This window comes from Cupriavidus sp. 2SB (genome assembly GCF_005503625.1).
Taxonomy (GTDB): domain Bacteria; phylum Pseudomonadota; class Gammaproteobacteria; order Burkholderiales; family Burkholderiaceae; genus Cupriavidus.
Genome location: NZ_SCMX01000041.1, coordinates 1 through 11,906, shown reverse-complemented (window position 1 = coordinate 11,906; position 11,906 = coordinate 1). Strand labels below are relative to the sequence as shown.

Annotated in this window: 16 protein-coding genes; 2 read left to right on the top strand and 14 right to left on the bottom strand. The window is 61.3% G+C overall.

Features of this window, described 5'->3' with window-relative positions; genetic code table 11:
• Positions 1 to 32 precede the first annotated feature (32 nt).
• From FFS21_RS18920 to FFS21_RS18900, 5 genes are all read right to left on the bottom strand, one after another.
• Positions 33 to 797 carry a DUF4410 domain-containing protein gene (locus FFS21_RS18920; RefSeq protein ID WP_137926315.1) on the bottom strand — a complete coding sequence of 255 codons (765 nt, stop codon included), beginning with the start codon at positions 795 to 797 and terminating at the stop codon, positions 33 to 35.
• 137 nt (positions 798 to 934) lie between these two features.
• A complete protein-coding gene (locus tag FFS21_RS18915; RefSeq protein ID WP_137926350.1) occupies positions 935 to 2,242 on the bottom strand; it encodes an ATP-binding protein in 1,308 nt (435 codons plus the stop codon).
• Positions 2,242 to 2,955, bottom strand: coding sequence for a response regulator (locus FFS21_RS18910; RefSeq protein WP_137926314.1), 714 nt, complete (start codon positions 2,953 to 2,955; stop codon positions 2,242 to 2,244). Before FFS21_RS18910 ends, FFS21_RS18915 begins: the two co-directional genes overlap by 1 nt.
• Before the next feature lie 30 nt (positions 2,956 to 2,985).
• On the bottom strand, positions 2,986 to 3,285 hold the full coding sequence (locus FFS21_RS18905) for an EF-hand domain-containing protein (protein ID WP_137926313.1): 300 nt from the start codon (positions 3,283 to 3,285) through the stop codon (positions 2,986 to 2,988).
• 77 nt (positions 3,286 to 3,362) lie between these two features.
• Positions 3,363 to 4,271 carry a PXPV repeat protein gene (locus FFS21_RS18900; protein WP_137926312.1) on the bottom strand — a complete coding sequence of 303 codons (909 nt, stop codon included), beginning with the start codon at positions 4,269 to 4,271 and terminating at the stop codon, positions 3,363 to 3,365.
• A gap of 244 nt (positions 4,272 to 4,515) precedes the next feature.
• Here FFS21_RS18900 and FFS21_RS18895 point away from each other — a divergent pair, with 244 nt between their 5' ends.
• Positions 4,516 to 5,475 (top strand): sterol desaturase family protein, encoded by a 960-nt coding sequence (locus tag FFS21_RS18895; protein WP_137926311.1) that lies wholly within the window; start codon positions 4,516 to 4,518, stop codon positions 5,473 to 5,475.
• A gap of 96 nt (positions 5,476 to 5,571) precedes the next feature.
• Positions 5,572 to 6,486, top strand: a complete 915-nt coding sequence (locus FFS21_RS18890; RefSeq protein WP_137926310.1) for a LysR family transcriptional regulator — start codon at positions 5,572 to 5,574, stop codon at positions 6,484 to 6,486.
• A 2-nt stretch (positions 6,487 to 6,488) separates the two neighbouring features.
• Here FFS21_RS18890 and FFS21_RS18885 read toward each other — a convergent pair whose 3' ends face one another.
• From FFS21_RS18885 to FFS21_RS18850, 9 genes are all read right to left on the bottom strand, one after another.
• Positions 6,489 to 8,036, bottom strand: a complete 1,548-nt coding sequence (locus FFS21_RS18885; protein ID WP_249359490.1) for an MDR family MFS transporter — start codon at positions 8,034 to 8,036, stop codon at positions 6,489 to 6,491.
• A 162-nt stretch (positions 8,037 to 8,198) separates the two neighbouring features.
• Positions 8,199 to 8,465 (bottom strand): PAAR domain-containing protein, encoded by a 267-nt coding sequence (locus FFS21_RS18880; protein ID WP_137926309.1) that lies wholly within the window; start codon positions 8,463 to 8,465, stop codon positions 8,199 to 8,201.
• A 415-nt stretch (positions 8,466 to 8,880) separates the two neighbouring features.
• The gene (locus FFS21_RS18875; protein ID WP_137926308.1) at positions 8,881 to 9,357 is read right to left on the bottom strand and encodes a DUF4304 domain-containing protein; all 477 of its coding nucleotides are present in this window, start codon (positions 9,355 to 9,357) and stop codon (positions 8,881 to 8,883) included.
• Positions 9,354 to 9,542: an RHS repeat-associated core domain-containing protein gene (locus FFS21_RS32945; RefSeq protein WP_137926307.1), complete on the bottom strand. Its 189-nt coding sequence runs from the start codon at positions 9,540 to 9,542 to the stop codon at positions 9,354 to 9,356. Before FFS21_RS32945 ends, FFS21_RS18875 begins: the two co-directional genes overlap by 4 nt.
• Positions 9,521 to 9,805 carry an immunity 53 family protein gene (locus tag FFS21_RS18865; RefSeq protein WP_137926306.1) on the bottom strand — a complete coding sequence of 95 codons (285 nt, stop codon included), beginning with the start codon at positions 9,803 to 9,805 and terminating at the stop codon, positions 9,521 to 9,523. The genes FFS21_RS32945 and FFS21_RS18865 overlap by 22 nt, the downstream gene beginning before the upstream one ends.
• Entirely contained in the window at positions 9,802 to 10,323 is a 522-nt protein-coding gene (locus FFS21_RS32940; protein ID WP_370459342.1) for an RHS repeat-associated core domain-containing protein, read from the bottom strand. Before FFS21_RS32940 ends, FFS21_RS18865 begins: the two co-directional genes overlap by 4 nt.
• A 57-nt stretch (positions 10,324 to 10,380) precedes the next feature.
• Entirely contained in the window at positions 10,381 to 10,602 is a 222-nt protein-coding gene (locus FFS21_RS32935; protein ID WP_370459343.1) for an RHS domain-containing protein, read from the bottom strand.
• Positions 10,603 to 10,665: 63 nt separating this feature from the next.
• Positions 10,666 to 11,001: a hypothetical protein gene (locus FFS21_RS18855; RefSeq protein ID WP_137926305.1), complete on the bottom strand. Its 336-nt coding sequence runs from the start codon at positions 10,999 to 11,001 to the stop codon at positions 10,666 to 10,668.
• Positions 10,998 to 11,906: RHS repeat domain-containing protein (locus FFS21_RS18850; protein WP_212745251.1), on the bottom strand; the 909-nt coding region annotated here is incomplete at its 5' end. The genes FFS21_RS18850 and FFS21_RS18855, both read right to left, overlap by 4 nt.

Below are 11,906 nucleotides of genomic sequence, written 5' to 3'. Positions count from 1 at the left end.
TAGGCCATGGACCCCGCCACAGTGCGTCGCGCTTAGCTGCGGGCGCTGACGGCGCCCTGGCCGTCGATCACAGCCATGACCTGCCTGGCCACGGCGTCGCCGACACGGCGGGCTTCGCCGCCGACGCTGTCGCGGCTGCCGGTTGCGCCATGCACGCCGACATCCGCGCCTGCGGAGATAGCAGCGTGACCGGCCAGAGCGCCCACGCCAGCCGTTTCCGCCATGCCGGGCATATGGCCGCTATCGGCATGGGTTTCGAACAGGGCGAGCGGCACTGGCTGGCCGTGGGCGGGTTGATACGACACTTGCACCGATGCGGTCACGTCGCTCTTGCCGGCACCCAGGCCGATCAGCAGGCGGCGGCGCTGCGTGCCTTCGTCGATCTTCTCGAAGCGGCCTTCCACCACGAGCGCATTGGCGTCGGTCGGCACCGGGCCGTCGATGCGCACCGCGTGCAGGCCCTTAGCCTGCAACTGCTTCACGATTTCGTCAGCCGTGGCGTTGCGGGCTGCAGTGGTGTCCTTGTCTTCGCTATTGACCGCGCTGCTGCCTTCGGCCATGGCGGTGATGCGCTTGACCACACCGGTGGTGTCCGTCTTCACGTTGGCAGCGGTGGTGTCGAAGTTGCGCACATAGACGATGTCGGGGTGGATGGCGCTGGCCGAGACCGGTGCGAGCGGCTCGGAAATCATCGTCGTGGCAGAGGCGCAGCCGCTCATCATCATCGACGACGCAGCGAGTGCGGCGATGACGGTCAGCTTGGCTTGGCGGGCAATGGTCTTGAGGGTGGCTTGCATGATGGGTCCTTGGTGAGTTTCGTTGGCACCGGATATCGGTGCCGGGCAGGACCCAGTATTGGATACGGGCGTGCAACACGCCAGGCATCAACTATGTCGGGAAATGTCACGGCCCTTCATGTGCTTGTTTCACGCGCTCACGCAGGCAGCGAGACCACGACTTCGAGGCCACCGCCCTCCCTGGCGCGGAACGTGAGCTGCCCGCCGTGCAGCCTTGCAATGCGCTCGACGATGGCGAGACCCAACCCTGTGCCGCTCGATCCACGCGTGTTGCTGCCCCGGCTGAACGGCGCGCGCAGTTGCTCCAGTTCGGCCAGGCTGATGCCGCTGCCACGGTCGCAGATCGCCACGTGCGCGTTGGCCGCATCCTGCCACGTGCGCACCAGCAATCCCGTCTTGCCGTAGTGGATGGCGTTCTGCATCAGGTTCATCAACATGCGCAACATGCTGGTCGGGCGATACGGCACGGGCCGCAGCGGCTGCAGGTCAAGTTCGAAGCCATGGCCAAGCCCCGCGAAATCCGCCGCCAGTTGTTCGACCAACGCGTTGAGGTCTCCCGGCTCCGGCGTCTCCCGCTCGCCACTGCCCGCGTAGTCCATGAACTGCTGGAGGATGGTGTCGATGTGATCGAGATAGCCTTCGACGGACGCCACGAACGCGTCGTCCGCGCCACGCGGCAAGGCCATCGCCATCGCGAGCCGCAACTTGGTGAGCGGCGTGCGGATGTCGTGCGAGACGCCCGCGAGCATCAGCGCGCGTGTTTTCTCGGCCTGCTGGAGTGCTTCGGTCATCTCGTTGAACGCCACGCTGACCGCTGCGATTTCGGTGGGCCCATCCACGGGCAATGGCTCCGGGATATCGCCGGCGTGGATGTCACGCGTGGCGCGCTCCAGTTCGCGCAAGGGGCGATTGATGTGGCGCTGCAGCAGGTAACCCGCCAGCGCGGCAAGCAAACCCAGTCCCGCCGATAACGCGATGGCGGCTGTCACACCGCTGGCCTGCGAGTCCGCAGTCATCGGCAAGGCAATCCATGCCGGCGCACCGGCTACGTGTACGCCGATCCAGAGCTTTTCCTGATCGGCACTGCCCTGCCATCGCACATCGGTATCGCGCGAGAGGTCGCGCCGCAGCGCCTGCATGAAGGTATCGCGTTGCCAGGTGCGGAACGGATGCGCCACATCGGCACCTGTCGGTTCGTCAGGCGGTGGCGTGAATTGTCCGCCGATGCGGGCCAATGCAGCGCGCCCCTCTTCCGGTGGCAGCCCGGTCAATGCGCTATCCATCAACGTGACGTAATGCGAGAACACGCTCGCTGCCCGTTCCACGCGCGGACGCTGCACGAAATGCAGCAGCACGAACAGCGAGCACGCCTGCGTGACGAACACGAGGATCACGAGCAGCGCGATATTGCGCGCCAGCAGCGAGCGCGGCAGCAAGGCTCGGATCATCCCTCCACACCCGCCACGAGCATGTAGCCCACGCCCCACACCGTCTTGATGAAGCGGGGCTTCGACGGGTCTTCCTCGACGATCTGGCGCAAGCGCAGGATCTGCACGTCGATGCTGCGGTCGAGCGCATCGTGATCACGGCCCCGTGCGCGTGCCAGCAGGTTCTCGCGGCTCACCGCGCGGTTCGGCGACGATCCCAGCGCATGGAGCAGCAGCATCTGGGCGGAGTGCACCTCGATGGTCTCGCCATCGCGCGTGAGCGTCTGTTTGCCCACATCGAAGCGGAATGCCCCGAAACTCAGGGTCTGCGAGGAAACGGTGGGATCGCCTGCGGCGATTTTCTGGCGCCGCAGCAAGGCGCGGATGCGTGCCACGAGTTCATCGGGCAGGAAAGGCTTGGCCAGGTAGTCATCGGCCCCGGTATCGAGGCCGACCACGCGATCGGCTGGATCGCCCTTGGCGGTCAGCATCAGGATGGGGATGGTCTGGCCTTCTGCGCGCAGCTTTCGGCAAATGGTCAGGCCATCCTCGGCTTCCATCATCAGGTCCAGCACAAGCAGGTCGTACGGCTCGCGATGCATGTAGCGGGCAAGCTGCTTGCCGTCGGCCACGGCGCGTACCTGGAAGCCATGGCCGGTCAGGAAGCGCTGCAGCATATTGCGCAGTTCCGCTTCGTCGTCGAGCACGATAATCCGGTTCGCCTGCTCCATCCGTTCCTCCACGGTTGCGGGCTTGACGCATCAACGCTGCTTCATGTGCTGGGCCATGAAGACTTCGATCTGCGGCAGCGTGATGTAGCCAACGCGTTGTGCATCGATCTCGTCGAAATGACGCGCCACCATCGGCATGCCGGCCTGTGCCTGCGCCCGGGTCAGCTTGCCATCGCGCGTGGTGTTGGCGACGGCAAAGCGTTCCTGCAATTGCGTCAGCACCTGCTCGGCGCGCACCGACTTGTCGCCCCCGCCTGCCATCGGCATCCCCTGGGCGCTGGCGCCTGCAGAAACAATACACAAGATAAGTACAGCCATCATCTTCTTCATGATGAAACTCCGTGGGTTGGCCGACGTTGGGCCGGCCGGTTGATAAAAAGGAAAAAAGGGAAACAGGAAAGGATCGGTCAGGCGTAGTGCGTCGGCACCCAGACGCGACCCACCCAGTGGCCGGGCACGACGTAGGCGGGACGCGGCGCGACATACACCGGGCGCGGTGCCGTGACCACCACCATCGGCAGCGGCGCCACGCGGACGGGCGGCGGCGGCGCGATCACCACGGGCGCCACCGGCACCGGCGCGGGCACAACTACAACCGGCGGCGGGGGCGGCGGCATGACGGCAGGCACCGGGGCTACCACGGCAATCGGTGCCGGAGGCGGTACGTAGACCGGCGGCACGCCCACCACGACCGTCGAGCCGGTGCTCACCGTCGCGCCATGCACGACCGTTGTACCGCCACCGGTGGTCACCACACCGCTCGACACACGGGTAGCACTGCCCGAATGCGTGACGGTGCCGCCATAGCTGCCGTTGACGGTGCCGGAGCGGTCACATGTGTTGCCGGCGCAGGATGTCGAAGCCGAATGGTTGTAGCTGTTGCCGTTGGCCGCCGTGACCGTGCCCGACGAGTTGTACTGCCCGGCGCCGTTCCGAGTGACGCTGCCATCGGTCGTGGCCGAGTGGCCATTCGATCCGGTCATGTCGCCAGTGTGGTTGCAAGTGCCGCCTGCGCAGCTGGTGCTGCCATCGTGCTGCACCGAGCGGCCGTTCGGGCCCACGGCGGTGCCGCTATTCGAAAACTGTCCCGGTGCATTGCGGGTGACGGTGCCGGTGTTGGTCGCCAGTCCGCCGTAGGGGCCGACCACGCCGCCAGCATGGCCGCAGCTACCGCCGCCGCACGACATGGCGTGGCCGCCACTGTAGGTGCCTCGCGGGGTATAGGCATTGAAGTGGCCACCGCTCCAGGCAAACGCGGAAGCGTTGACCAGCAGGAGCAGGGAGCCGGCGGCGGCGATCAGGATTCGGTTTGCCATGATGATGTCCTTCGAGTTCGGTTTGCTTCGGGACGCTGCGTATCGCGTCGACGGGCTGAACTCTAGGACGTGGATCGGCGGCTGTCGCCCCGCAAATCATGTCGGGATATGTCACGAAAAATCGGTGACATGGAACGACATAATTGATGACTGGATGCCCGACGGTCGCCCCACTACATTTGCCTCACCGACGCAGCAACACCGCGTCACCCCAGACAGAAGCAGACACACCGTGAGGAAAATCATGTTGACTACCGGAACCATCGCCACCGCCGTGACAGCGTTCATCGTCACCGTATCGCTCGTCGAAGCCGCCATCCTCTGGCGCCGCCGCCAGGGCACCGAGAACCCGTACTCGTGGAAGGAAGTCTGGCTGTCGCTGGCCGACCTCGCAGGCCGCAAGCTCTCCGTGCTGCTGCCGCTGTCGCTGGCCACGCCGGTCTTTCATCTGGCCTGGGAACACCGCCTGTTCACGGTGACGCTGAACAGCGCGCTGATGGTGTTCCTGCTCTTCATCGGACAAGAGTTCTGCTACTACTGGTATCACCGCGCCTCGCACCGCATCCGTTTCTTCTGGGCCACGCATGCCGTGCACCATTCGCCGAACCAGATGAGCCTGGCCTCTGCCTATCGTTTGGGCTGGACCGGCAAGATCACCGGCAGCGCCGTCTTCTTCGCACCGCTGGTGCTGCTGGGTGTGCGTCCCGAAGTTGTACTGGCTACGCTGTCCGCCAACCTGCTCTATCAGTTCTGGCTCCATAACGACTGGATTCCGAAGCTTGGCTGGTTCGAATACGTGTTCAACACCCCGTCGGCCCACCGTGTGCACCATGCCTCGAACCTGGATTACCTCGACGCCAACTACGGCGGTGTGCTGATCATCTTCGACCGCCTGTTCGGCACCTATGTGGAAGAACGCGCTGAAGAACCGGTTCGCTACGGCCTGGTTCACCCGACCACTACCGCCAACCCGATCGTCAACCAGTTCGAACACTGGGTCAGCCTGTTCCGCGACATGGCCAACTCCCGCAAGCCGTGGCACGCAATGGGCTACCTGACGATGCCCCCGGGCTGGGCGCCGGATGGCCAGGGCACAACGACCGAGGAACTGCGCGCCGCCGCAAAGCAGCAACGCAGCGGAGCTGTGGAGGAGACGAAGGGAGCGACCGAAGACACGATGCAAGGAGACCTGCAGCAGGCATGAAGACGATGAGGCCAGCCCCCTCGCTATGACATGACAGGCCACGGTGTGCGATCATCGTGGCCTGTTCGCATTTCCGCCTTCCCCAAGGCGCCCCCCATGCCCGAACGCATCAGCGAAGACATCACCTTCCGCAAGCTGGAGGCACTGCTCGCCTTCATGGAAACCGGCAACCTGGCCAAGGCCGCCGAGGCGCTCGAGGTCAGCACGGTCAGCATCCACCGGGCCCTGCATTCGCTGGAGGAAGGATTGCGCTGCACGCTGTTCCGCCACGAGGGACGCAACCTGCTGCCCACCGAAGCGGCCCATGTGCTGGCCGATGTGGCGCGCGACGTGCTCAAGACCATGGCCGACGGCGTGCGCATCACGCGCGAGGCCGCCGGCTACTCGGCAGACCAGCTCAAGATCGGCTCGCTCTATTCGCTGACGGTACGCACCGTGCCGCAGGTGGTGATCGGCATCAAGATGCGCCGGCCCGAACTGCAGACGGAACTGGTGCTCGGCTCCAACGCGGACCTGCTCGACAAGCTGCGTCAGGGCACCATCGACGCCACGCTGATGGGCATGCCCGATCCAAGCCCGGAGATCGAATCGATTCCGATGTTCGAGGACGACATCTTCTTTGCCGCCCCCGCCAATTCGGATTACGCGCGCATGGATGCCGTGGATCTGCGCCAGTGCCGTGACGAGCCGTTTGTGTCGCTGGGGGATGGATTCGTGACGTCGAGCGGATTTGCCGAGGCGTTCCGCATTGCCGACTTCACACCGAACGTGGTGATGAAGGTGGGCGACATCTTCTCGTTGATGAACCTCGTGGGCGGCGGCATCGGCTACACGCTGTTGCCGGGCCGCGTGCGCGACGTGGTGGCCCGCAACGTGGCCTTTGTGCCGCTGACCGCCGATTACGGCATGAAGCAGACCATCGGCCTGAGCTTCCTGCGCCGCCGCGAGCGCGACCCCAATCTGCTGGCCCTGGCGGCGGTCTGCCGCATGATGACGCGCGAGCCGCGCTAGATTCAGTCCGCCGCTGCCGGCGCCGGCACGGCACTGCCCCGCAGCGTGGTTTCGCGCAGGCGTGCCACGAAGAACGGCGCGATCAGCGAGACCCCTGCACTCATCAGGAACAGCAGGCGGAATGCGCGTTCCGCCGCCACACGCACCGCTGCCGCATCGGCCTGGTCGCCTCCGCCCATCACGCGGCGGAACATGCTCATCAGTACATCCTCGCCGCCCTTCAGGTCAGACACCGCCACGCCGCTATGGCGCAGCAGCGCGATCAGCACCGTGGTCAGCACAGCCACGCCCACCGCGCCGCCCAGCAGACGGGCGAAGGCCGTGAGTGCCGTGGCGATCCCCATCTGGTGATGCGGAACCGAGTTCTGCGTGGCCACCAGGCCCGCAGGGAGTTGCAGCCCGATCGACAGCCCAAGCACGATCATCACAAGGGCGGCCAGCAGCACCGCATCGGGTGGCGTGAAGGCCAATGCCACGATGGCCACGGGCGCCACCAGCGAACCGGCCATCTGCATGGGCTTGTAGCGCCCGCTCCACGTCATGAGCCGGCCGGAGATATACGCGCCGAACGGAATGGCCAGCGTCAGCGGCACGAGTCGCAGCGCCGCAGTATCGGCATGGGCGCCGCCCACCACCTGAAAGCGCAGCGGCAGCAGCACCGACATCGCAATCAACTGGAAGAAACAGAGGAACAGCGTCAGGCAGCAGATGGCCACCGTGGGCACGGCCAGCAGGTTCAGCGGAATCACGGGGTCCACCGCGCGGCGCTCCTGCCAGACGAACAGCGCCATGCCGACGAGCCCCGCCGCCAGCAGGCCGATGGTCTGCGGCTCCAGCGGCGCATGGCCCTGCCCCAGCCGCGTCAGGAACACCAGCACGCCCGACAGCCCGCCGCCGAACAGCAACGCGCCGAGATAGTCGATCCGGTGCTTGCGCCCGCTCACCGGCAGATGGCGCAGTGCGCGGCGCACCACCACCAGCGCCAGCAGCGCCAACGGAATGTTGATCCAGAAGATCCAGCGCCACGACAGGAAGTGCGCCAGATAGCCACCCAGCACCGGGCCGGCCATGCTGGCCACGGCCCACACGCCACTAACGTAGCCTTGGTAGCGTCCGCGCTCGCGCAGCGGCACCACGTCGCCAATCGTCGCCTGCGAAACCGAAATCAGCCCGCCGCCGCCCAGCCCCTGCAGGATGCGCGCGGCAATCAGCATCGGCATGGTCGTGGCCATGGCGCAGGCAACGGACGCCAGCAGGAACAGCACGATGGCGAACGTGAGCACTGCACGGCGGCCCAGCACGTCGGAGAGCTTGCCGTAGATCGGCGTCACCACGGTGGACGCCACCAGATAGGCGGAGATCACCCACGCCATGTCCTCGAACCCGTTCAGTTGCAGCGCGATATCGGGCAGCACCACCGCCACGATCGACTGCTCCAGCGCGCCGAGAAGAATGGCGAGCATCAGGCCGAAGATGACCTGCATGACGGGGACGTTGGCCGGCGCATGGTTCGACGACGTGTCGGGGGCGAGCTTGGGTGCAGCGGACATTGGATTGGCCTGACTGGCAGATGACCCCGGGAGCGGGATCGCTGCTCTTGTGTCGGATGGAGAGAGCCGACATTTTATGCGACCGCTGAAAACCGCGCCTGACTGTTTGCTTTCAGTGGGCTTTCAGTGACAGACCGTGCGCTTCAAGTGAAACATCGAGCGTCAACTGCCAACCTCAGCAGATGTACGACCCGCGATCAATATGGCGCCACACGCCGTCTTCATCCCATGCAGCGCCACCGGCGTTTCGTCGACGGTGTACTGCTGGTTCCCTTCGACAATCGGAAAAACACCCCTGCATTTCGGGCACGACACCATATGCCCTCGCCCGGCGATCTTGCGCCCATCCAGGTCGGTGTTGGAGAAGCCTTCGAGGACAACACCTCCGTGGTCGGTTGAGTCGCCCTGGCAGATGATATTTTCAGTCATTGTGATGGTAGTTGGATTGGAGGGTTGAATCGTTCATAGCTGACAAGCAGGAACTCTTCGACCAATTGAAGTGCGGCCCTGAAGAACCGCGGCAGATTCTGGATTCGGCCTTGCGTGCGGCGTCGGAGATCACCGCTTGCGCCACCCCCCACGCCTTGTATTGCACACTCCACCCGATCTCGCCGGTTGCGTCAGTTGATTACTTTCCCTCTCGAATCTTGGAAAGATCCTTCTCTAATATTTTCATATTTGGAGGATCTTTATCTGCTTTTTTATCCTAGCCATGCGCTTACTTTCCGTTTTAGTCGTTCAATTCATTCCTCTGTAAAATCATCAAAACTATTTCGGACTACGACAGGTCAGGCCCAAGAGCCCAACTTACTTGGACGCACCAGCAATGCAGACATCCTCTCCATCAAACTTCCTTCAGCAAAATCGCCGGAAGTTGCCCTTCACTGTGTAGCTTGCGAATGGTCGACCTATTGTGATTCTGGCTCAGGAACGCGAGCAGACTGCTGAATGTTTCAAAAAGAGCAAGTTCAAGTTCATTCATTTGTTCTCCCTCAATACTGCGATTTATGCGCTCGACAATATCCGATGGCATTCCGGGAGATCGCTCAATCCTCCATCTAGCATGAGGCTCAATACTGCTTTTCATTTTTAAAACCATTCCAATATTCCCCACGCTTAATGGATACTCTAGCAGCTCTTTGAATAAAATCCCAACATTTACATAAAATTGCTTTCCATAAGCTGATTTTTGACGGTTTATTATTACCCAGTAGCTTGAATATTCGATAAAGCGAGTATTTCCCGCGCCATTGAATCCCGCTTTTTTTGCGGCATTTCCAAATGCCCCACTCGTCGAAAATGGCTTTTTTGAATCCATCATTCCGCCCCTGGCTTGGGTATTACTACATTTCGAGAGATTTTCCCGGTGCTCGGATAGACATTCAATCCGCCAGCGAAGCCAATCGGCTCCTTGCTAATGAACCGCCCCGCCGTAGGATCGTAATACCGATCACCTCTTGCGCCGCTCCCCAATCCACAGAGTATTATTCTTTTTCCCCCAACCACTCAAAAGCTAATACCAACAATTCCCTCAGATTTTTAGGACCGCCATATCCTTCAAATTTAGATTTTGTTGCCATCACACGAATCCAATCACCTTCATCACGATCAATGTTTATTTGAAGCTCCCCTTTGGAAAGAGCTTTGTTTATGGTAACGGCCCAACCGGGGTTATCTAGGGTAGATATATTTATTCCATAAGAATGTTCCCAGCTCCCATTGCACTCCGAGCTATACCATTCTTGCAGCATCTCAATCAGATCTTTCATCTGCATAGTCCTTTTCGCTTTGCCAGCTCCCTCGCGATACGGATGTCACGCTTAGAAGCGTGTCTTGTTACTTCCGTTTTCTTTGATGTGGTTATTTGACCATTAGGCCCGACATTAGTGTCCCTGGTTTGAACATGCGGGGTCGGGATTACCGTATTTGTGGCTTTGTCGTAATGTGAACTTCCCTGTAAATCGATATGCCCCTGTGTTTTTGGCGTGGAAAATGAAACAGAGTTCTGATTTATCTGCTTGGAAAGTTCTTGAGCCATTTCTTCGGCAGTTTTTGGCACCTGCGAGGCAACATCATTGCAGCGTGGTACGCAGCCCTTACATTTCTTCGTCAACCCCAGCGGGTCCACCCACCCCACCGGATTCGGCCCATACAGGAAGACATTCAATCCGCCAGCGAAGCCGATAGGATCCTTCGAGATGAACCGCCCGCTCGCCGGATCGTAATACCGATACCGGTTGTAATGCAGCCCCGTCTCGTGGTCAAAGTACTGCCCCTGGAATCGCAACGGATTCTGGATCCCCGCCTTGCGGGCGGCGTCCGAGATTACCGCCTGCGCCGCGCCCTACGCCTTGTACTGCACGCTCCACGCGATTCCGCCTGTCTCGTCGGTCAGTTCCTGCGGCGTGCCCAGGTGGTCGCACTGGTACCACGCCATCGCGTCGAACGGTTGCGGCGGGAGCGTGTACGTCCACAGCGGGTCTTCGTCGATGTTGTAGCCGCCCTCGTAGACGGGTTGCCGGTGGAGCCGGATCGAGCCGTGGTGCACTGCCTGGGCCAGGGGCACGAAGCAGCCGGGTCCGTAGAGACCTCCAGAGTGCTACGCTCTTTTGCAATTGCGCTAGCTTGACTATTTTTTTTCCCGCATTTTGGCCAGCTCCTTTTTTAGAATTTTTAGATCCGGGGGGGACTTAGTTACTCCTTTGGAGCCAAGCCATCTATGCACAGCGTTTCTTGGGCCGTTGCTGAGCTGATCCCCCTCGTCTGTTAGTTCGCTTGCCATGATATGTCGCTTGACAATACGGCCACGGTCGTCGGTGACACGACAAAGAAGCAATCCTTCATTTTCCATGAACGTGAATAGTGCCTCCAGTGCCACTGTCAATGCACCAGCGAGATCAGGGGTGCCGGCATATGCATCCGATAATGAATCTATATTCCAAACAGTATAATCATTATCCGTCATTCAATTCTCTCCACTTTTGATAAACCAATGACCGGGATTAATTTTCTAGTTTTCCGATCAGAAATATATTTACCTCCACTTTCGATAATTCTATTCTCCTTCGCCAATTGATCAAATTTATTAGCCGTTGGACTTGTCACCTCAAATGTCAGTGCTTTTCCATTTTCAATAACTGCTGTGTCGATACGTCTGCGTTCTCCTGTGCGTGGGTCTTTCACTGATTTTCCTTGTGCGTCTCGCAAATAGCACTGACACTGGATGGTTGCGTTCGGATGCTTCATTCGCATCGACGCGTTAAAGACGTCTTCCCTTCGTGCTCCCTCGATTGCATTCTTGAGGCGCTCCAGCCCCAGCGGGTCAATCCAATCAGTCGGATTCGGCCCATACAGGAAGACATTCAATCCGCCAGCGAAGCCGATAGGATCCTTCGAGATGAACCGCCCGCTCGCCGGATCGTAATACCGATACCGGTTGTAATGCAGCCCGGTCTCATGATCGAAGTACTGCCCCTGGAATCGCAACGGATTCTGGATCCCCGCCTTGCGGGCGGCGTCCGAGATTACCGCCTGCGCCGCGCCCCACGCCTTGTACTGCACGCTCCATGCGATTCCGCCTGTCTCGTCGGTCAGTTCCTGCGGCGTGCCGAGGTGGTCGCACTGATACCAGGCCATCGCATCAAACGGCTGCGGCGGGATGGTGTACGTCCACAGCGGGTCTTCGTCGATGTCGTAGCCGCCCTCGTAGACCGGTTGCCGGTGCAGCCGGATCGAGCCTTGACGCACCGCCTGGGCCAGCGGCACGAAGCTGCCCGGTTCGTAGAGGTAGTGGGTGGTGCGGGCCGCGCCGGAGATGGGGCGGAAGTGCGTGTCGGCCCCCGATTCGGGTTCCTGGCGGCATTCCCAGGC